General features: G+C 41.3%; 10 protein-coding genes. 9 read left to right on the top strand and 1 reads right to left on the bottom strand.

What is annotated here, in order from left to right:
* The first annotated feature begins 6 nt into the window (after nt 1–6).
* The 9 genes from AN389_RS04595 to AN389_RS04555 all read left to right on the top strand — a co-directional run bounded on the left by AN389_RS04595 (nt 7) and on the right by AN389_RS04555 (nt 20,259).
* Complete coding sequence (locus AN389_RS04595; RefSeq protein WP_055019344.1) at nt 7–8,757, top strand: hypothetical protein; 8,751 nt, start codon at nt 7–9, stop codon at nt 8,755–8,757.
* Nucleotides 8,754–10,874 (top strand): ATP-binding cassette domain-containing protein, encoded by a 2,121-nt coding sequence (locus AN389_RS04590; protein WP_055019343.1) that lies wholly within the window; start codon nt 8,754–8,756, stop codon nt 10,872–10,874. The genes AN389_RS04595 and AN389_RS04590 overlap by 4 nt, the downstream gene beginning before the upstream one ends.
* Nucleotides 10,874–12,181, top strand: a complete 1,308-nt coding sequence (locus AN389_RS04585; protein WP_055017294.1) for an HlyD family type I secretion periplasmic adaptor subunit — start codon at nt 10,874–10,876, stop codon at nt 12,179–12,181. Before AN389_RS04590 ends, AN389_RS04585 begins: the two co-directional genes overlap by 1 nt.
* A gap of 12 nt (nt 12,182–12,193) precedes the next feature.
* Nucleotides 12,194–13,495 carry a TolC family outer membrane protein gene (locus AN389_RS04580; protein WP_055017295.1) on the top strand — a complete coding sequence of 434 codons (1,302 nt, stop codon included), beginning with the start codon at nt 12,194–12,196 and terminating at the stop codon, nt 13,493–13,495.
* 2 nt (nt 13,496–13,497) lie between these two features.
* Nucleotides 13,498–14,076 (top strand): OmpA family protein, encoded by a 579-nt coding sequence (locus tag AN389_RS04575; protein WP_055019342.1) that lies wholly within the window; start codon nt 13,498–13,500, stop codon nt 14,074–14,076.
* 118 nt (nt 14,077–14,194) lie between these two features.
* A complete protein-coding gene (locus AN389_RS04570) occupies nt 14,195–14,779 on the top strand; it encodes a YqaA family protein (RefSeq protein ID WP_055017297.1) in 585 nt (194 codons plus the stop codon).
* 270 nt (nt 14,780–15,049) lie between these two features.
* Nucleotides 15,050–15,907 (top strand): GGDEF domain-containing protein, encoded by an 858-nt coding sequence (locus tag AN389_RS04565; RefSeq protein WP_055017392.1) that lies wholly within the window; start codon nt 15,050–15,052, stop codon nt 15,905–15,907.
* Nucleotides 15,908–16,060: 153 nt separating this feature from the next.
* Nucleotides 16,061–17,422 (top strand): hypothetical protein, encoded by a 1,362-nt coding sequence (locus tag AN389_RS04560; protein ID WP_055015091.1) that lies wholly within the window; start codon nt 16,061–16,063, stop codon nt 17,420–17,422.
* A 131-nt stretch (nt 17,423–17,553) separates the two neighbouring features.
* Entirely contained in the window at nt 17,554–20,259 is a 2,706-nt protein-coding gene (locus AN389_RS04555; RefSeq protein ID WP_055019341.1) for a DUF2339 domain-containing protein, read from the top strand.
* A 70-nt stretch (nt 20,260–20,329) separates the two neighbouring features.
* On the opposite strand, the gene AN389_RS04550 is transcribed toward AN389_RS04555, so the two are convergent.
* On the bottom strand, nt 20,330–23,770 hold the full coding sequence (locus tag AN389_RS04550) for a PAS-domain containing protein (protein ID WP_055017300.1): 3,441 nt from the start codon (nt 23,768–23,770) through the stop codon (nt 20,330–20,332).
* Nucleotides 23,771–23,820 lie beyond the last annotated feature (50 nt).

Genomic DNA, 23,820 nt, shown 5'->3' with positions numbered 1-23,820 from the left:
GATGGCGTGATTAATGGCAATGGTGAAAGCGCCGCCATGGTCGTGCGCGGTACAGTAACCGATGTAGAAGATGGCCAAACCGTGACGGTGACCATCAGCGATGGTACAAACCAAGTTGAAACCACGGCGCTTGTGCAAAACGGCGAATACGTTACCGATCCGATTGATGCCAGTAGCCTAGATGATGGTACGCTCAGCGCTACAGCTACGGTAAGTGATATTGCAGGCAATAATGTAACAGATACAGATACAGTGACACATGATAAAACAGCTGTGACCAGTATTGATGTGGCAACCGGTGATGATTCATTTATTAATACCGCAGAGCAAGAAAGCGTGGTAGTAAGTGGTGTGATAGAAGAAGCTGATGCTAACCAAACAGCCACCGTGGTGTTTACCGATGAGAACGGAGATAAAGTCACAGTTGAAAACGTCGCGATTAATGACGAAGGTGAGTGGGCAATCAACGCCACGGATATTTCAGGCCTTGCTGATGGTGAAATTACAGCGAGTGTTAGCGCATTAGACGTTGAGGGTAATTTAGCCACAAACGAAACCACCTTTACTAAAGACACTACAGTTGCAATAACAGTTGATATTAACGATACAAACGATGGCGTAATTAACGGCAATAGTGAAAATTTAAGTGTTGAAATTACAGGTACAACAACGGGTGTTGAAGACAATCAAACCGTAACAGTGGTAGTAACAGATGAAGCAGGTAATGAGCGCAGCTTTGAAGCCACTGTTATTAATAATGCTTACACAATCACAGGTGCAGATTTATCAGGGCTTAACGATGGTACATTAACCGCCACAGCCACAGTAAGTGATATAGCAGGTAATACGGCAACCGATACAGACACCGCCATTCACGATAAAACGGCGGTAACCAGCATTGATGTAGCAACAGGTGATGATGCCGTTATTAATACTGCAGAGCAAAGTAATGTAGTTGTAAGTGGCGTAATAGAAGAAGCTGATGCTAACCAAACAGCCACTGTTGTATTTACCGATGTAAACGGAGATAAAGTCACGGTTGAAAACGTCGCCATTAATGACGCAGGTGAGTGGGCAATCAACGCCACTGATATTTCGGGCCTTGCTGATGGCGAAATTACAGCAAGTGTTCGCGCATTAGATGTTGAGGGCAATTTAGCCACAAATGAAACCAGCTTCACCAAAGACACCACCATTAATATTGATATTGATACAGGTGAAAACGGCATTAACAGTAGAGCCTTTAAAGCGGGTGAAGTAACCACGCTAAACGGTACAACCGATGCTGAGCTAGGTTCTACCGTTACACTTACCATTTTTGATGGCACAACTAGTGAAATAGTGACTGCCGCAGTCGCAAATGATGGAACTTGGACCGTTAACGGTATAGATGTATCTGAGCTTGTTGATACACAGCAGTGGACTATTACGGCAACTGTTACTGATTCTGCAGGAAACACAGCGCAAGATGTCGCACCAACACTCGATGCGCTTGATAGCCAATCATTAAATGAAAGTAATACTGCAAATGGCGGCACAAGCTCAGCGACTAGTTCGATAGAAATAGATAACGCTGACCTTACATTAAGTACAAACCAATCTGGCCTTGAAGGGTTAACGGTAGATGGCAGCCCTGTTTCGGTTACCTTAGCAAATGATGGTTTATCTTTAGAGGTAAAAGACTCGCAAGGTAACTTAGTGCTAAGTGTGTCGCTTACAGGTGGAGAACTTACTACTACGTTACATGCACCTATTGATCACGAAAGTGAAAGTTTACTTACTGATATTTTTGTTGATGCACTACAAACAGATGCCGATGGCACAACCGAACTAGTCGTTGTACCAACAGGCGTTACTATTACCGACTCTGCCCCACAAAGTAGTGACGACAGCTTTACAGTTACAGAAGCCGACACTGATGCGGGTAGAGTATCAACAGGTAGCTTAGTCACAAACGACAGTGTAGTAGAGGGCGCACCAATCGTTACAAGTGTAACATTTAATGGCACTGATTATGATGTAACAACAAATACACCAGCTACGATAGAAACCGATGAAGGCACATTAACGGTTAACAGCGATGGAAGCTGGAGCTTTAACGCGCTTGATAATCGAGACTCAACTCCTTCACCACAGTTTACGATTGAATACACAATAGAAGATCGCGACGGAGTTGGCAGCTCAACCAGTACAGCCACATTTACAGTACAAGATGGCAGTGCGGGCAGCTTTACAAATCAAGCCGCTACTTATACAGAAAGCGATTATGGTGTTATTACCACGAATAACAAATCCTTTAGTGTTGCTGCAGGTTCTGATGCACTTGTTGCTGATTCAATTACCTTTGATGACACTATTGCAAGCTTAAATTCTTTGAATCTAACTAGTTCTGGTTCTGCTATTAGCTTTGTTTTAAGTGGTGATGGTAAAACAATTATAGGCTCTGCAAATGGCAGCGAAGTAATCCGCTTTAGCGTAAGTGCAACGCAAGATGCCAATGGCAAAGATTTAGATGCTAGGGTTCAAACAACAGTCAGCTTACCGCTTGATAATCCTGATGGAGAAAATATCGATTTTGCGCTTTCTGTTAATGGTGAGGATAGTGATGGTACGGTAATTAGCGGTAATGGCAATGTAACCATAACCCTTGTAGATGGCACAGGACCACAGCTTACCAATATAGACTCAGCAAACCTTGATGAGTCAGGTTTAGCGTCCGGCTCAGATACATTTAGCGGTACATTAGATACTGTTATTGGCAGTGATAGCTTTTCGTCGTTAACCTTTGCTGTTACAGGCTCGCAACCTGCACTAACCTCTGGTGGCGAGGATATTCAATATACTTTAAGTGAGGATGGCTTAACGCTTACAGCACATACAGGTGATATAAATAACCCTGTATTTATTGCTACTTTACCTGAGATCACAAACAGCACAAGCAGCCAAGCAAACTTACAATATACAATTGAGCTTATTCGCCCTATTGATAATAACGGTAATAGTAGCTTTAACCTTGCAATTGAATTGAAAGATCAAGATGGCGATATTGATGAAGAAAATATTACTGTAAACGTTACAGATAGTGCTAATGCAACGCAAACCTCGCCAACGTTCAATGTCGCAGAAACCCCAGAAACAGGCAGTACTGGTCAGTCCGATACACAGAGCATTACTATTACGGCTGGCGGTGAGGCTGTTAAATCACTTGGTATGAATGTAGCTTCAGGTGAGGCGGTACTTGATAGCAATGGCAATGCTCTTACCCAAAACGGTGAGCCGATTACATGGCAAGTTAATGAGGATGGTACCGCAAACGGTGTAGTTAATGGCGTTACTGTATTTACGGTAACTCTTCCAACTGATGTGGATGTAGCTGCAGGCACCTCTGAAAGTTACAACATTGTCTTTGAAATCGTAGGGGCTATTGATCATTTAGATTCACAAGAAACAACGCTTGCTATTAACGTACCTATTATTTCAACCGATGCCGATGGCACTAGAGAACAAAGTGCATTAGCAGTAAACGTAGAAGATGGTCAGTCACCGAGTGTCACAACTTCAGGCGATAGCGCTCCTGTGGTTGACGAAGAAGGCTTGCGTAATAACGACTCAATTAAAACCGAGGGCAATATTAGTGTTACGTCAGGCTCAGATGAAGTTGTTGAAGTGAAACTAGCTGACAACTTTAGTTTTTCTGGTTACACCTCTTCAGGTGAAGACGTTACGCTATCAAATACAGCTGACGATAATGGCTGGTATTTAGCAACAGCACCAATAGGCGAAAGCGGGGCAGCTGAAACAGTTTTCCGCGTTAGGTTTAATGCTGATGGAACCTTTGAGTATGAGCAATTCAAAGCCTTAGACCACGAAGCGGGCAATGGAGAAAATACACTTGATGTAATAATCGATTTAGTAGCGGTAGATGCCGACGGGGATATATCAAATTCACAAAGTGTTGTTGTTGCCACCGTAACTGATGACATCCCAAGCTTACCTGGTGCAAGTAAAGCATTGATTGAAGGTGAAACCGTTACAATCGATTTATTAGCTAACCTTGAAGGGGGAGCTGATGGGGCGACGGTAACAAGCATTACTTATAACGATGTGGTTAGAAATGTGGGCGATACATTCGCTTTAAATGATGGTGATGAAGATTACGGTACTGCTACAATTAATTCAGATGGTAGCGTAACAATTACCACCACTACATTTGGCTCATCAGCTAATGATTTTGTTGACACAATTACTTATGTTGTAACAGATACTGACGGTGATACAGCGACAGCAGATTTATCACTGACTACAAGTGATGACATTGGTGAGATGACCACCACTGCAACAGATGCCAATGAAGATGGCTCTTCTACAATTACTGTTACCGTAAACCCAGGCGATATTGACCAAAATGAAACGGTTACTCAAATACGTATTGAAGAAAGTTCTTTACAAGGTGGAAAGTTATTATTAAATGGCAGTGAGCTAACAGCTACCGATGGTTATTATGTACTAAGTGGCAGCCAGTTAAGTATTGATGCTAATGGCGTAGCAACTATAAACGGCGCTTTAACATTTGAACCGCTTGCCGATAGCTCAAACCAAACTCAAACGGTAAACCTGACTATTGATGCAACAGTAACGACTGATAATGGCAATCGTGAATACAACGCCACTCAAGCAGTAAGTGTTATATCAGAGGCCGACACCCCTGATTGGGATGACACAAACGATTACAGTTACACAACTGCAGAAGATACCGAAGCGGCTATTAATATTGGCGCTACACTGCAAGATACAGATGGCTCAGAAACACTCACTTATATAATCAATAATATACAAGAGGGCCTAATTGTTACTGCCGATGGCCGTACGCTATCAAACGGTGATGAAATAACCGCAGCAGAGGCACAAAGCTTAACTGTAGTTGGCGAAGAGCATGTAGCGGGCACGTTTACTTTTGATATTACTGCTGTAGCAACAGAAGCTGAAAACAACGATAGTGCATCATCAAGTACGCAAACGGTAACGGTTGAAATAACCCCTGTTGCTGATGAGCCTCGCTTATTTGTGCGAAATCAAACCGTAGACGAAGATGCGCTCACCCCTGCTATAGATTTATTTAGTGGTTTACTGATTGACCAAGATGGCTCCGAAACACTTAGTTTTGAAGTTGAATTGCCGGAAGGTTTTGAGCTGGTAGATGAAAATGGAAATGTGCTAACTCAAGATGCAGATGGAAATTGGCTTGTGAGTGATGTAGAGCTGCAAGCAGGGAACATATTCTTAAAACAAAAAGAAGATGCCAGCCGTGCAACCGATGCTACATTTGATATTACGGTTACAGCCATAGCAACAGAAACCAGCACTGGTGAAGAAGCACGTACACAGCCTGATACTTTACAACTTACGGTTATAGGTAAAATAGACCCACCAGAGCTTGATGAAGAAAACAGCAATGATAACTGGACCTTTACTACAGTAGATGAAAACAACTTTACGCTGCAAAATACTCAAGGCATAGAAGATACTAATCTACGTTTAGATTTCTTAATTGTGACCTCTGATGTGGATCAGTCAGAAGCAATTAGTTTAGTTATTTCTGACTTACCAGACTCGGTAATGCTAGTAGATGTAAACGGCGACCCTGCTGATTTACCAATTGTCGGTACTGATGCTAATGGCAAGCCAATGTACAGCTTAACGGCCGCAGAGATGGAAAATTACTATTTAGCGCCAGTAGGTGACTTTAGCGGTGAAGTTAATTTTAATATTAAAGTAGTCCCAACAGAGGCTGATGGTGATACTGCTGATTACAACATTGCTGTAACTACAAACTTTAATCCAACAATCGACAATAATACGCAAAGCCTAGCAACAACGTCTGAAGGCAATGAAGATACACGTATTGCGCTTAACTTTAACCCAGATTTAATCGACAGCGACGGGTCAGAAACAATAACAGGTGCTGTAATTACAGGTATACCAGCAAACACTACCCTGTATGTTGATGGCAGCGAAGTGAGCGTAGGTAGTGGGTTTGATTTAGCTGATTTAATCAATGCCGAATACCCAACTCTAGAGGATGTTTTAGCCAGCGATAGAGTGCGTTTGCTGCCTGATGAGGATTTCTCTGGCACGCTAACTGTTGATGTACTTTACACGGTGACCGATACCTCTAATGTAGGCAGTGTGAGCGAGGATATTAGTAGTCAAGTTACAGTCACTGTTAATGGACAGGTTGATACCCAAAGTAGTGCTGAGCGCGATAACAGTGGTGCTGTTACCCGTCTTGAAGCAACGGATGACACAATAACTAGCTCAAGCAGAACACTAAGCCTATCGGGGGCTGTTAGCTTTACAGAAGAAGATATTGATGGCTCTGAGATTATTACTCACATAGAGATAATACTCCCTGATGGCGTAAATATAGAGGTGCTTCATCCAAATGGTGCGTACCCAGATGGCTCTGGCCGGTGGATTATACCTATTGATGCAGGCACAAGTGACACAGTAACAGACGTAATTAATGACCTACTTGCTGATGTAACCTTAGAAGCACAAAACTCTACAGGTGATATAGAGGTTACTGTTAAAGCGCGCGTAGCCGATGGCAGCCATGCGGTATTACTAAGTGACAACTTTACCGTTAACTTTACTGTTGAAGGAGACGGTAGTACGTCAGAGGCTTCTGAAGTAGGGCAGTTACAAATTTCGGTGGTAGATGCAGTAGAAGATGAAACAGTTGATTTTACAGGGCATATTAATACCAGTTTAACTGACGATGAAAACGATACCGTTACTGTTTATATAAGTGCAGATAACTTACCTGAAGGTCTTATTATTGAAGGTGATGGTGTTATCGCAATTCCAGGTGATGACGGTGAAGTTGCTGAGTATATTATTCCTGAAGGATCACTTGGTAATTTAAGCTTTACCAGTGCAGGTGATGACTATTCAGGGCAGTTAATTATTCCGGTAACGATCATTGCGGTAGATGATGATAGTGGCGATGAATATATTGATGACACGCAATCTTTAGAAATAGATGTGACCCCAGTCGCTGATGGTGGTGAGTTTAGTGCTGCTATTAGCAAAATTAAGGAAGATAATCGTACCACAGCACTTGGCTTAACATTAGCTTTAACCGATTTAAACCAAGTAGATGATGAATCAAACCCAGAGCAAAATGGCGGGGTTGAAGAAGTTGATTTTTCTCAGCCAATTACTATTACCTTACCGGATGGCGTTGGATTGTATGACCCTAATAATATGTTTACCGATAACGGCGATAACACGTACACATATAACGGTACAGAGGCAGAGTTTGCTGCTGCACTGGCAAGTATTGGGGTTGAGCCAATTGAAGACCAATCTGGTACTGACATAGATATTCAAATAACGGCAACCATCGTTGATACTGCACAATTAAGTACAGGTACTGCCACTGATACAACACAAGTTACTAATACAATTAGTATTGCAGTGGAGGCAGTGACTGATGAAGCAGTATTAACAGTAGCAGATGCACAAGGTAGCGAAGATACTGATATAGCATTAACGGGCTTAAGTGCGCTGCTAAAAGATGATGACGGCTCAGAAACTATTTCAATTACTATCTCTGGCGTACCAAAAGATGCCGTATTAAAAGATGCTGATGGTAATTTACTTGTTAATAATGGTAAAGATGGTGGCACCTTTAATGGTGAAGACACCACAAGCTGGACTGTTACTGCTGAGCAATTAGCTGGTTTGATTATTGTACCGCCACTTGATTTTAGTGGTGAATTTGAATTAACCCTAAATGCGCTAACTCAGGATGAATCACCAGGTGAAATAGTACAGACCTCAGCCTCGTTTATGGTTGTTGTAAACCCAGAAGCCGACGCACTGGATTTTTCTAAAAAGCCGTTTGAAAGCTACGGTGGACAAGAAGATGACACCCTAACTATTGACTTAGAGGCCTTTAGTGAAGAAGCGGATGGTACGGAGACAATTCAGTTAACGGTGAATATAGCCGCTGATTCAGATGATTCAGTCTTGCAGTTTGTAGACGGTGAAGCGTTTATCACAGTAGGAAGTGAAACTGTGTTCTTTACTAGCGATGGTAATGGCGGCTTTAGTGCAACAATTACCAGTGACAGTAACTCAATCGAAAACTTTGACTTTAATGCCGGTGGCCTTGCCTTTGGAACATTAAACATGAGTGTTGATGTTGCAACTGTTGATAGCGCACAAATTAATGGTGAAACAGTAACAAGCGTGGGTGAGACACAATCATCAGAATTTATTATTGAGTTAGAACCTCAAGCTGATGCGCCTGTATGGACTGCTGCAAATGATATTACAAGTAATTCAACTAATAATATCGCCTTAAACCTAGATGTAGATTTGCAAAACCCTGCGGCAGATGAAACGGGCTATATTGAAATTACAGGTTTACCAGATGGGTACAGCTTTAATTTTGGTGAAAAAATCGGTGATACATGGACTGTTGATATTACTGATATTGAAGCCTTAGAAATTATTGATGCCGACGCTGGTGATAGCTTCACGCTAACACTTAATGCGTTTTCTACACTTAACGGTGAGACTCAACAAGCTCCCACCGAAGAGGTGGATGTGACAATTTCAGCTTCAGCAAGTAACACTTCAAGCTCAAGCGGCGCTCAAGCTCAATCATATAGTGAGGGCTCAAGTGGCAGCGACACTGCTTTTGCTCAAACTATGAATGAAAGCCTAGACGGCGATCAAAACGTATGAAGTTAAATTTAAAACGAGAACAAATGCAGCTACTTGGCAAGCACATTGCTGATGCACTGCATTTACGCCATCAAAGCGATAACTTGTTACTTGGTTTGCCTAGCAATGAGTTTTCGGCTCATCATTTAGAACAAGCATTGAGTAATATTAATGTGAGTGCCCAGCAACAAACTGCGCCTAAACATTATGCTTACCCAGCCTTGGTACTCGATAAAGATGGCTACTTTTGGTTTTTTGAGAGTAAGGGAGAAAGTACATTTAGCTCGCAAGATGGAGCAGAACCAAAGCAGTTAACTGATATTGATAAAGAGTTGATTTGGTATTTGTCGCACGAAAATGTCACCGATGATCGCTCCGAAAAACTCCATACCCGTATTCCCAGTTGGTTAAGGCCTGCTTGGGAGCAGGTAAAACCATTTTATAACTCATTATTATTGGCGTCACTAACGGTAAATTTACTCGCATTAGTAGTGCCACTATTTACTATGAATGTGTATGACCGTGTTGTACCCAATGCAGCGTTAGATACCTTATGGGTATTAGCAACGGGTGCCACAATAGCGATTATTTTTGACTGGTTGTTAAAGCAAGCAAGAGGGCATTTAACTGATGCCGCCGGTAGACAAATAGATTTACGTATCAGTAGTATGTTGTACGCTAAGGTGTTGGGTATGAGGCTTGAGCAACGCCCAGCCTCTGCAGGTGCCTACGCCAAACAAGTGCAAGACTTTGACAGTGTAAGGGAGTTTATTACTTCTGCCACATTGGTTTCTGTTATTGATTTACCTTTCACCTTATTGTTTTTAGCATTGATATTTTGGCTTGGGGGGTTGATTGTACTCATCCCTGTTGCTGTGCTCAGCATTGTTATTATTACAAGTATTGTATTACAAGCTAAATTAAATGAAAGCGTAGAGCAAGCCTCTAAGTTATCAACTCAGCGCCAAGCGTATTTAATTGAAAACTTAAATCAGCTTGTTGAGTTAAAGCAGATGAACGGCCAGGCAAATGCGCAGCAAAAGCTTGAGCAAACACTCGCTCAAATGGTTGATTGGCAGAACAAATCTCGCCATAGTGCTACAACGCTTACACATACCGTGGCAAGCTTAAGTCAATTTACTAGCATAGGCTTAATTGTATTTGGTGTTTACTTAATAAGTAATGGTGACATTAGTATGGGCGCACTGATTGCTATTGTTATGTTAAGTGGTCGAGCATCGGGGTCTATATCTTCGTTGGCTGGGCTTGTTTTAAAGTACAAGCAAACGCAAACAGCTATTGAGTCAGTTAAAAATATAATGGCATTAGAGCAAGAGCAGCAAAGTGGCGAAAGTACAATTGATGCTTCTTTAAATGGCAATATTACAGCGCGTTATTTAAGTTTTCAGTACCATGAGCAAGAACTTGAAGCTATTCACAATATTAATTTTGATATCAAAAAAGGTGAAAAAATTGGTTTGTATGGACGAGCAGGGTCCGGTAAGTCTACCTTACTGGCTATTATTGCAGGTCAATACAGAGCAACGTCTGGGCAACTATTAATAGATGACATTGACATAAAACACTGGTCTTTAAGTGCGTTACGTAGACAAAGCGGCTGGGTAGCACAAAGCCCAAGCCTATTTTATGGCACTGTGCTTGAGAATATCACGTTAGGCGCTCAAAACATCAACCCAACGGAGCTGACAAAAGCGCTTGTGCAATCAGGTGTGAGTCGCTTTATTGATCGCTTAGAGTCGGGACTTGAAACGCAAGTAGGTGAATTCGGCCGATTTTTATCTGGAGGACAGCGACAAGCTGTTTGCATTGCTCGCGCAATATTACAAAGTGATAATTCATTACTCCTATTAGATGAGCCTTCCTCAGCTATGGATGAAGGGCATGAAAAACTATTAATTAAAACTTTAAAAGAGCGTACAGAAACGGTTGTTATTTCTAGCCACCGCAAAGAAATGCTCTCAATATGTGACAGGATTTTTGTTATTGACCATGGTCGATTAAAGAGTATAGAAACCCCCAAATCATTATTTAGCGAAAAAGTATCGGGCGGCGTAAAACTGGTGAGTAAAAAAGTGACGCGAGTAAGTAATGCCAATAGTGGGAGCGTGGCTAAATAATGGCTGATTTATATATGGGGCAGCTGCAAGCTGCAAAGCAAGCTAAGCGGTTGGTTATTATTGTTTTTATTTTGCTATTTTCAGTCGTTTTGTGGGCTAAGTTTGCTAAGCTAGAAGAGGTAATTATTGGACAAGGCACTGTTATTCCTGTTCAGCGTGTACAAACCATAGAAAACCTCGACGGTGGCATATTAAAAGAAGTACTTGTACATGAGGGACAGCTAGTTGAAGTGGGCGACCCATTGCTTTTAATTGATGAAACTCGCTTTGCGGCCGCATTTGCTGAATCAAGCCAAGAGCGAGAGTCTTTACTCGCAAGGCGTAACCGCCTGTTAACAGAGCTTAAAAGTGTTGAACTTGATGATAAAAGTAGTTTTGGAGCCACAATTCAGCGCCTAGAAATACCACGAAAAGGCGTGTCGCCAGAGGTATATAGGCAAGCCTATAACACTTACACATCTCGTTTAACTCAGCTCGAGTCACAATTACAGCAGCGTACGCAAAGCTTATTGCAACAAGAGCAGGCAAGTAATGAACAACTGGCTAATATTTCAGCGTTAAAGCAAAGCTTAAAGCTTACGAGCAGAGAGGTAGAGTTAACGCAAAGCGCAGTAGATGCCGGAGCCGTTGCTGAAATGGAACTGGTTAAATTACAACGCGATGAAATTGCAATGAAAGGTGAACTAAACCAAGCAACGGCACTGCTACAGCAGCTTAGAGCAGCCAAAAGCCAGGTACTTGAAGAACGCAAAGCGATTGTATTTGATTATTTAGCCGATACACAAAATCAGTTAGATGAAGTGAGTAATGAACTGGCCAAAATTTCACAAAGTAGTAAAGCGCTTGAGGACAGGCTGTTAAAAGCACAAGTAAGAGCGCCTGTAAGAGGAACGGTTAAAAATATAGTCTCGCGTTCTATCGGCAGTGTCATCGACCCTGGTGAAGTTATGATGGAGATTGTCCCTCAAAATGATCAGCTCTTAATTGACACTAAAGTACAGCCTAAGGATATTGGCTTTATAAGAGTGGGTATGCCTGCAAAGGTAAAATTTACTGCATATGATTTTGTTATATACGGAGGTTTAGAAGGTGAGGTCACATACATTAGTGCGGATGCGCAATATTTAGAAGATGGCACCGCTTATTACCAAGCTTTTATAAAAACCACCGTAAGTCAGATTGCTCAGCAGCCTATCATACCGGGTATGCAAACTCAGGTAGATATAATTACTGGGAAAAAAACTGTTTTAGATTACTGGTTAAAACCTTTGCTAAGAGCAAAGGCAAATGCCATGCGTGAACCATAATAGGAATATTAAATGCGAATTATAGGATTACTCTCTGTTTTAGCTTTAACACCGGGGTATGCAAGTGCTCTTACGTTAGAGCAATCGGTAGCAGAAACATTAAATACAAACCCTCGCTTAATGCAAAAATATGCGAGCTTTGAGGCTAAGTATCGTGACAAACGTAGTGCATTTAGTGAATATTTACCACAAATACGTTTATATGCAGCCTATGGTTATGAGCACGTTAATTATAAATCTGGTAGCGAATTTGATACTGAGCTCGACCGCCGTGAACTGGGCTTAAAAATAACACAAATGCTGTTCGATGGTTTTAGCACCTCTTCGGAGGTAGCGCGTTTAGATAATGAAGCGCGGGCCGATCAGCTTGGTTTAATTTCTGAGGCAGAAAACATCAGCCTTGAAGTTGTGCAAGTGTATTTAGATTTACTTAAAGCAATTGAATTAATTGAGCTGTCTGAAAAAAATATCGAAATACATAAAAAGATTTTAAGTGATATAGAGCAGCGTCATCAGCGTGGTTTATCAAGTGATGCCGATGTAGCTCAAGTACAATCGCGTTTGGCAACATCACAGTCTGGCTACTTAGCGGCTAAAAACAACTTATTAGACATACAAGCAAATTACTATGATCTAGTCGGCAAGTACCCCGAAAATCTTGTTATTCCTAAAGCAGATGCGCATTTTATACCTAGCTCTTTAGAGGAAGCGATGAGAATTGCAAAAAGTTCTCACCCTGAAATAGCTGCGGCCATTTATGATATTCAAGCGGCGAATAAGCAAATACAACGTGAAAAAAGCGGTTACTGGCCTAAAGTGAGTTTAGAGCTTGATGTTGCAGATAACCGAAATATATCAGGATCGCCTGGGCGAGATGATAATGGCCGTATAATGCTAACAATGAGTTACGATTTATACAGTGGGGGTAAAACAAATGCTGATACTGACGCTGCTAAATGGCGCTATCAAGAAGCTGTAGCAGTAAAAGATTCAACCCACAGACAGGTCAAAGAGGCTACTAGCTTTGCGTGGAATGCTTATGTGTTTTTAGACGAGCAAAAGAAGTTTTATCAGGAAAACGTTGGTTATGCTGAAGTGGCACAACAAGGTTACGAAAGACAATTTGGCTTAGGACGGCGTTCACTATTAGATGTTCTTGATTCGCAAATTGAGTTGTTTACTGCAAGAAGAAACTATATTGAATCAGCGTATGATCAACGTATTGCAAGTTACAGACTAATTAATGCAACGGGTCGTTTAGTGAGTGCCTTAAAAGTAGATAAGCCTGATGCTTGGCAGCTTGGAGATAGATAATAATGAAAAAAATAGCTTTATTAAGTGCCGCTTTACTTTTAACCGCCTGTGCGACAGAGCCAGGGCCGTACGAGCAAAAGTTACAGTCTAATGATTTGCTTGATCAAGACCAAGACGGGGTTATTAACGAGCGCGATAAATGTGCAGATACGCCCCTTAAAGCAGTTACCGATAACGACGGTTGTGCGCTTGAGAAAAACATAAGTACAACACGTGGTGTGGTAATTAACTTTGAATTTGATAAGCATGTACTTACTACTGATGCAAAGCAAAAAGTAGCTGAGTTTGCTCGCTCTATTGAAAACTCACCATTATTGAGTGTTATTTTGATTGGGGATACGAGTAAAAAGGGAGCACTAGAATACAACCGAAAGTTAGCGTTAAAACGTATTGAAACAGTCAAGTCAGCACTGCTTGCGCTTAATGTGAACGAAGATCAAATTTCACAACAAACGTTTATTGAAACTAAAAAAATTCCGCCAGAGCTACAAGGTCGAGAAACCCGTGTTATTGCCTTAGTTGAAGGTGAACAGTCTAGAGTTATGCAAATGCAGTTTGATGTTTACAACTCAACTATTTAATTAACTTTATGCTATTTAAGAAGAGCCCGTTTTTAACGGGCTTTTTTTATACTTAAGCCTACCTTAATATTCTTTACTATACACTCTGAGTAAAGTGGCAACTTATTAAGGGATTTACATGGCTATTCAAAAAAAGCTAAAAGAAAAAACACGACACTTTATTGACTCAAAGCACATGCTTACAGGCATTACGGTGGCGTCGTTTTTAGAGTCCACGATAGTGCCTATCCCGCTTGAGGCTGTGCTTGTTCCGCTTATGCAAGCGCGTCGTGAGAAGCTGTGGTTAATCGCCCTTATGGCGACATTAGGCTGTATTATTGGTGCTTTATTTGGTTATGCACTGGGTTATTATTTATTTGACGCGATAGGTGACTGGGTTATTGAAATGTTTTCGAGCCAAGAGCAGTTTGAAAATGTGAAGCAGCAAATGCAAAATCAAGGGTTTTGGTTTGTAATGACGTTGGGAATTGTGCCTATTCCGTTTCAAATTGCGATGCTCGCTGCAGGCGCTACAAAGTACTCTATAGCTTTGTTTTTATTAGCTTCTGGTACTGCTCGTTCAATTCGCTATTTTGGATTAGCAATAGTGGTGTATTACGCAGGTAATAAAGCTGAGCAAATAATCAGTAAACATAAAACTAAAGCGATGGTTGCTATTACTATTTTAGTATTGGCATTGTGGGGTATAAGCACCCTAATATAGCTTTTAAACTCTAAAGTTAACTACACTACGCCATAACTGCAGCTTGATACCAAAGCTGCAGTTCTATAGTTGAGCTGTGTATTTTTTTGTATTGCTTGGCTTTAGTCTCAGGTCATTTTTATGCTAAAGGACCAAAGCAACAAATACTTTAAGGTACACTTTCATAACGGTTTTTTCTTATATGCTATAGTTTGTTAATAACGTACCAAATAACTACAGCATATGATTGAAACTGTAAAACTTACTGTTAGATTGTCAAACTTTTATAAAATGAGTTGGGTAAATAAGGCGGTAAGTATAGCATTATTGCTTTATATCATTACCTTCTCGCTTTATGCTTTAAATACTTTCCCCCCTTTAAACGTGCAAAACAATGTGTATGGTTTTACTACCGATTTTTGCAATCTCATCGTGCTCGTATTTTTATTTTGGATAGTGCAATGCTCTGAGCTTTCAAAACAAGCGTACGTGTTTTCTACTTTAGGTTTATTGCTATGGAGTATGGGTACAACGGCTGATGTAATGGATGAATTAGTTGTGCAGCCTTATTGGATGAGTGTTTATTTTGAAGACTTATGCAGAACCATGGGAATGCTTTTTACCGCCTATGGGTTATTTAAAACCATGCGTTTTGTACAAAGTATACATAACCGTTTAGCGCACGAGTTGATAACGGACGATCTTACACAAGTACATAATAGACGCTATTTTTATCGGCATGTTAAAACCGCCCCTAGTACGCCTTACGTTATTTTAATTATCGATATTGATCATTTTAAGGCTATTAATGATGAGTTTGGTCATGATGAGGGTGACTTAGTGCTACAGCAGTTAGCTACTAAGTATAATAGTGCATTTGTTAATAATGCAGTATTTGCTCGTTTAGGCGGTGAGGAGTTTGGCGGCTATTTGCCTACCGGTAATATAAGCCAAGCGTCTGAATTTTGTGGGCAACTAATAGACATTGCACACAATATTAAAGTTAAACAGGTCAAACAGCTTACCGTAAGTATTGGTATGGCGCTGCAAAGCGCTAACGAGCCCCTCGACAAGGTAATGAAGCGGGCAGACATGGCTTTATACGTTGCTAAAAATAATGGCCGAGATCAATATAAAATAGCCCCTTAAGCTTTCTACGCAAATATCCTTATTATTTGCACATTTATTACACTTTTAAACGTTTTCGTAAAGAACTGTCAGCGAGGGTAATACTTTGTAAACTATGAAATTAAAATGCAGCAAAGACGTCATAATAGTGATTTTAATAATAAGGAAACTTTAATGACCAACTCTCTGTTGAAAGCTGCTTTACCTCTAAGTTTAATGTCTATTTTAGTTGGTTGTGGCGGCAGCGACGGCTCAAGTGATACAGGCTACGTACAATTATATAACGGCTCATATAACAGCCCATATACGCGTTTATTTGTAGATGAAACAGAGCGCTCGGGCACCGACTTTGCAGATGTAACCACGCGTCATAATTACAGCACCGGTACTTACGATTTAAGTTTTGAATACTTAGATGCAAACGATAGCTATATTACAATTAGCGAACAAGAAGTATCAATCAAAGGTGATAAAACCGAACTTATTGTTATGAGTGGAAACTTTGATGAGCCGACGTTCACAGAGCTAAGTGTACCCATTTCAAGCGATACAGATGAGTTTAACTTAGGTTTTTATAATATTACCAGCGAAGAGACCAGCTACGATGTTTACCTAGCAACCGATGATGGTGTATTTGAAAGTGCTGAGCTATTTACATCAACACAGTACTTAAGTGAGCTAGATTTACAAACCCTTGATGAGGGCTACTACACAATTTATATCACTGAGGCAGGTAGTACAGATGTAGTGTACGAGTCAGAGTCGGTTTATTTTTATGATGAAGAAAGCTACGTAGCCATGATCCGCCCAAGCTATGCAACAGAAGAAAACGGTATCACGCTTGATATTGTGACTGACAATAACTACGTTACAGCACTAAAACATCAATCAGCGCTTGGACAGCTGCGCTTTATAAATACCGTTGACGATTACTCGCCAGTTAGCTTTAGCACAACCCGTGGCACCACAGTTAACAATACAAATACAGTAGCAAGCGATACCTACACCGATTACGTTGAGCTTTCGCCGAATAGTTACAGCGTTGCAATGTATGATCAGGAAGGCACCAAGCTTGCCGATAACTTTTTAATGACCTTAGAGCGCGAGCAAAGTGCGGTAGGCGTTTTTTACAACGACATCGATAATGGTTTACGTATGATGAGCGTTGAGGAAAACCTAACACCGAGTAGCTACAGCCATACAATTTCGGTTATTAACCTAATTGAAAGCTACGCTGGGCAAACCGTAAGTGAAGTTGACGTGTACTTTACCTTAAATGGCGAAACCGTTGATGATGCCACCAATGTAATTGATGGCTTAGATAGATACGACCAAGAAGAAATTGACGTAGATGATGAAGCTTACACTGTGTATGCCGTATATGAAGATAACGGCCAACAAATAGTGTTAATTCAACAAAGTGATATAGATTTTACCGAAGAAGGTAACTACATCTTAATTTTAGAGCACGATGAGACAACAAGCTCTGGCTTTAAAATGAGTGTAACGCGCACAATTACAGACAGTGTAGACTAAGTAACATGTAACACGTTCTAGAAAGTAAAAGCCCTAAGCATTATTGTTTAGGGCTTTTTTTGAACAAAAACTTACGTAAACTTAAAGAGTTTTAGGTACACTCATTACAAAATAAATAAAAAGAGCGTGCCATGGATGAGTTTTTAGGAATAGTAGGTTTATTTGCATTTGCAATAATGGCCGGTGCAGTTTGCGGTATTATAGCAATTGCACAACTAAGTAACTTAAAGCAAGAAATTGCTCAATTAAAAGCAAAAGTACTCAGTTTAGAGCTAGCTAATAACAAGCTAAGCCACAATGAAGGCGAAGATAAAAGCGTCGATTACTCCACAGCCCAGCATGCGGACACGGCTCAAGCCAATAGCAATGAGCCGACTTTTAATCAAGTTAGTCCTAATCAACCTAAGCAGTCAAATCAGCCTCGTGAGCAGGTAAAAACACCAGCTTCATCAATAAAGCCTCCCGCTAATGTTTCTGAAAGTAACCATAAGCTAGGCAGTAAAAATCTCACTCCCTCACTTTTTACTTCTCTTTTTGAAAAATTGCGTAGCGACTTTGAACAAAATTGGATGACCTGGATAGGCGCAATAGCATTGGCGTTAGGCGGTATATTTTTAGCAAAGTACAGTTTAGAAGCTGGGTTGCTCTCTCCTACGATGCGTTTAACCCTGGGCGGTCTATTTGGTGGTGGCTTAATTGCAGCCGCAGCTTATATGCATTACAAAAATAGTGTATTCGAAGGGTTTAATAACTATATACCTGCAGCACTTGCCACTGGGGGATTTATTACGTGCTTTGCACTGACCTTATTAGCGTATAGTAGCTATAGTCTCATCAGCCCCTTATCAGCCTTTGTTGTACTAGGGGTTATTGCCATAAGTGCGAGCGCTATGGCAATAATGCTTGGCCCGGTATTAGCCGTACTAGGCATTATTGGTGCTTATTGTGTCCCCGTACTGGTCCATACTGGCAGCAATAATTTATTTGCGCTGTATATGTATATTGGTTTTATTAGCTTATCAGCGGCGTTGGTGGCACATAAAGTACAGCGAGCATGGTTGTGGTATCTGCTGTGGGCGGGGCATTTAGGCTGGTATATTGTTGGCTTTACCATAGCTAACAGCAGTACCATTTGGCTTATGGGCACGTATGGGCTATTAAGTGTTATTGGTTTAATTGCCGTACCGCGCTTAGGGTTAAAACTAGCGGTGGTTGAAACGCGCCCGCATAGTTTAAAACGCCTGATCAACGCACTCCCTAGTCACCCTCTAATGCTTGCCTGTATTGTCCCTTTGCTAATAGCTATGCTTTTTGATAGTGATAACTACCTTCAATGGCAAATAATAAATGCATTAGGCATATTAACCTTACTGTTTTTAGTAATTAAAAATAGCCGCTGGGATTTATGGCAGGGGGCAGCGTTAATTATTGCTGCACTAATACTACTAAGCACGCCGTCATATTATATTGATTTTTCAGACTCGTTATTTATTTTTAAACACCCATATGGGAGCGCTTTATTTTTAGGTTTAGCGCTGAGCGCATATGGACTTTATTTTGGTATAAAGTGGGCGCCTAAACGTTTGGCTTTTCATATTACTGCCTCGTTTAGCGTATTTATAATGATTGCCACCTTATACGCTATCATCCCAAACCATGCCTTGGCCGCAGCCTATCCGTTGTGGGCAGTGATACTACTTATAAGTAGCGCCATTTTAATTAAGTGCGCAATGAGTGGCGCAACGCTTTTTCAGCGCTTTTCATATTGGGTGGGAGCAAATGCCAACATCACGCTTGCTATCACTATGTTATTAAATGACAGCGGGTTAACCATTGCATTGGCGATTCAGGTTTTACTTATTAGCGTGTTAATAAACCGCTATCGCGTGCCTATGCCACATTGGCCAATTAAAGCGCTGGTGGCTGCATTATTACTTCGCCTTACACTGTCACCGTGGACCCCAAGTTACGAGGCGCTTAGTGTATTGGGTATGCACTGGAGTTTAGTCGTTTATCCTTTGTGCGTAGTGTTATTTTACGTGGCAGCCAAATGCTTTAGCGCATCCCAGTTAAAAGTTTGGCTAGAAGGCGCAGCGCTGCATTGCTTAGCGTTATTTATTACCACCGAAACCAGCTATCAACTGGTGGGGCATTACCCGCAGTTTGGCTCTTTAAGCTTTTACGAACAAGCTTTACTCACCTGTAATTGGCTTGCACTGGGTTGTGTATATTTACACCGTGCTCGTATTGCTGGTAGCTTAGCTAAATTATACCAAGTGGCAGGTATGGCATTAGCTGGTGCTGCGGGTATTACTACTTTGAGCACCTTACTAAACGCCAACCCATTTTTAAGTGCGATTTATATTGGTGAAATTATTGTATTTAATTGGCTATTTTTACTTTGGTTAGTGCCTGCGGGTTTAGTGCTTTGGCTTTATAGGTTAATTAAACCGCTGTATACAAAAGTAGCGCCATTTATACTTATAGTAGCGGGTGCGTTGAGTGTGCTGGCAATTAATGGCTTTATACGCCAATACTGGCAAGGCCCTTATATTTACATATCAACAGGAGCAAGCAACGCAGAGCTTTATAGCTACTCGGTTATTTGGCTCGTATTAGGGGCTATTACTGTGGTGCTAGGGCATTTAAAAAATCAGCTATTAATCCAAAAAATAGGTTTAGGAGTATTAGCTGCCGTTATTTTAAAAGTGTTCTTGGTGGATATGGCTAATTTAACGGGGCTTTTAAAAGCGCTGTCGTTTATTGGCTTGGGTTTATCACTAGTGGGGCTAAGCTGGTTGTTTCAAAAGCTTAGAAGCCGCGTAAAACAAGCATAATTGTAGCTATAAGCTATAAACATAAGCCCAGCAATTTGTTGGGCTTTTGTTTTACACTTTTGAGCTCAGCCTAAGTACTGTGATTAAGCAGTGCTTTTAGCTTACCTGGCTTAATAGGCTTACTTAAATAATGAATATTAGCGGCTTTCGTTTCTTGTTTAAGCTCCGTATCGCGTACGGCTGTTATAAGTATGGCCGGCACTTCGCTTTGCCATATACCTCGCAGTGTTTTTATAAGCGAAATACCATCGTACTCATTACCTAATTGATAATCCATTAAAATTACATCGGGCGCTGCGTGTTGTTTAGCATGCGATAGTACGTTATCAACATCATCAAACAAGGTGTAATTGGCTTGCCACTTTTTAAGTAGGCTAGCCATTGCAGCTAGGTTTTCGGGGTCATCGTCAACGGCCATAATATTAATTGCAGCGCGGTTCTCTACCAAGCTGTTGGCCTTAACTTTTTGTTGTACAAACTGCGTATCACCATAAGGTACTTCAATACTAAAGCGGCTGCCTTTACCAGGCTCAGAGTGCACATCTAGCTCTAAGCTCAGTAAATCGGCCATACGTTTTACAACGCCTAGCCCTAAACCTACGCCTTTGTTATCACCTGCTTCTATACGGTAAAAGTCGTTAAATATTTTAGCTTGTTCTACTTCGCTAATGCCAGGGCCCGTGTCCCATACTTCTATACGTAAATTATGTTTACGGTTTCTGCACGCTATTAAAACTCGCCCTGTTTCGGTGTATTTAACCGCATTAGACACCAAATTTTGTATAATTCGGCGCAAGTAGGTAATGTCGCTATGCACAATTTGTGCATTTGAACGCACCGTAAGCTTTAAGCCTTTATCGCTTGATAAAATAGCGTACTCGCTTTGCAGTGGCATAAGTATATCGTTTATACAAAAGTGGCGTGGGGTAGGGGTCATTGCGCCTTGCTCTAATTTAGCTATTTCTAGTAAAGCCGACATTAAATGCACGGTCGAGTCTAAACTGTGGCCAAGCTTATTAAAACTATTTTGATTAGTGGTATCAAGTTGTGTTTCATCAATGGCTGCAAGGTACAAACGCGCCGCGTTAAGGGGCTGTAAAATATCATGGCTTGCTAATGCTAAAAATCGCGTTTTACTATCGTTAGCCTGCTCTGCTTCGCGCTTAGCTAAAGTAAGTGCTTGCTCTGTTTTTACTCGGCTATCTATTTGGGCTTGTAAGTCTTTATTGATGGTTTGTACTTCTTGAGTTCGCGCTTCAATGCGGTTTTCAAGATCCATATTAATTTCTTCAAGCGCATTTTGCGTACTTATATGGTTTGTAATATCAGAAAAGCTTGTTACAAAACCGCCATCGGGTAGGGGGTTACCTATCATTTCGTACACTTGGCCGTTTCTGCGGTGGCGAATAAAGTGATGCGAGCTGCCATTTTTTAAATGCTGAACGCGTTTTTCTACTTGGCGCTCTATTTCGCCAGGGCCACATTCACCGCGTACTGCGTTGTATCTAATTATATCTTCAATGGGTTGCCCCACTTCTAAAAAGCCATCTGGGTAGCAAAACATTTGGCTGTAGCGTTTATTCCATGCCACCAGTTTTAAGTCTTTATCTACCACCGAAATACCATGGCTTAAATTTTCGAGCGAGGTATACAACAGGTTTTGGTTAAACTGCAGTGCTTGTGTGGTTTCGTCAAAAAAGTTAACCACCTCTTCAAAGGCCATACGCTTACCCGATGAAACCGTACGTATTAGCGCCTGCGCTGAAGATGCCCCTAACACCCCAGTTAACGCACGTTCGCAGTAGGCTATAAATTCGGGTTCGGGGTGGGCATTATTGTCACTTAGCTGGTGCGAAAGTGAAAAGTGCGCCAGTACTTGTTGGCTGCGTTGAATACCTAAAAAGGTTTGCAGCAGTATTTTAAAGTCGTAAACCGTGGCTTTAACATTTTTGTTTAAACGGCGCGATAAAATAGCCTGATCTTTAGGGTTAACAAACGCAGCTGCTTGAATTTTGTCTATCAAGCGCTCCTCTGCCCCTAACGAAAAGCTAATATAACAACCAATGTTAGCAAATAAGGCAATGAGGGTGCCGCGTGTAATAAGTGTTTGCTGAAGCTCGCTATTAAGGGCACTGCCGGCGTCTAAAATTGGTATCATCAAAAACAGTACCCAACAAATAAACCCTGCAAGTAAACCCGCATATACACCATAAGCATGCCCTTTACGCCAATAAAGACCGCCTACAATAGCTGGGAGCAGCTGCGTTACTAACGAAAACGCCACCAGCCCCATACTTGCAAGCGCGCTGCCGTGGCCAAACCATTGCTGATAAAAATAAGCCAATATTAAAATGCCGGCTATGGTAAAGCGCCTGACTAATAAAATTTGCGATTTATAACTGCTGGTAATTAAGTTGCGCTTAAATTTACGGCGTAGCATAAGCGGCAGCACTACATCGTTAGAGATCATGGTGCTAAGGGTAAGTGTAGCTACGACTATCATAGCGGTGGCTGCGCTTAGCCCACCAATAAACACAAAGGTGCTTAAAAAAGCTTGGTCGTGAATAAGTGGAAGCGCTAATACAAAGCTGTCGGGTGAAAAGCTACTACCAATGCTGGGGTGAATTGCGGCAGTAGCAATAGGAATTATCATTGCGGCGGTGAGTAATAAATACAGCGGAAAAGCCCAGCGAGCGGTAAATAAATGGCGTTTGTCTTGGTTATCTACCACGGTGACATGAAATTGCCGTGGTAGACATATTATGGCCGCGGCAGCCATAAGTGACTGGCCAATAAAGTTAAAACTAAAAAAGTTAAAGTCGCCCCAATGATGCCACATCGACTCTGTGACTTTATCGCCCGTAAGGTTAGGTAAATTAAATAAGGTGTACAGAGCTAATCCAGCAACAGCAACAAGCGCGATGAGTTTGATCATGGACTCAAAGGCAACTGCTAGCATAAGCCCAGAGCGGTATTCGGTAACATCTACCTTACGGGTACCAAAAAATATTGCAAACAGCGCCATAATTAACGTGGCGGTGAGAGTAAGCATTTCGCCAGAGATTTGATTGCTGTTTTGCAAAAGCAAAAAGCTGGTACTGAGTGCTTTTAACTGCAGTGCAATATAGGGAATGGTAGCAAGTAGAGCAATAACAGTGACCAGTATTGCACTGGTTTGGCGCTTACCGTAACGCGCAGAAATAAAGTCGGCAATGGTGGTAATGTTTTGTTTTTTGCTTACTAATACCAGTTTGCGTAAAAAACCTTGGCCAAAAACGAACAACAATGAGGGCCCCAGTAAAATAGGCAAATAGCTCCAACTGCTGGTGGCAGCTGTACCAACCGACCCATAGTACGTCCACGAGGTACAATAAATCCCTAACGATAACGAATACACAAAAGGATGATGGCTAATCCGTTTAGCCAGTGGTGTTGTTTTATCGCCCCAATTAGCAAGCCAAAACAGCACGCCAATATAGCCCAGTGCTACAAAAATTAGTACAGCAGTCATGTTGTTATTAAACCTTATTATTTATACCCATACACAATACCAGAGATAAC

The organism is Pseudoalteromonas sp. P1-7a (genome assembly GCF_001401855.1).
In the GTDB taxonomy this organism is placed as follows: domain Bacteria; phylum Pseudomonadota; class Gammaproteobacteria; order Enterobacterales; family Alteromonadaceae; genus Pseudoalteromonas.
The sequence above is the reverse complement of the archived record's forward strand: the minus strand, read 5'-3'. Positions and strand labels throughout refer to the sequence as shown.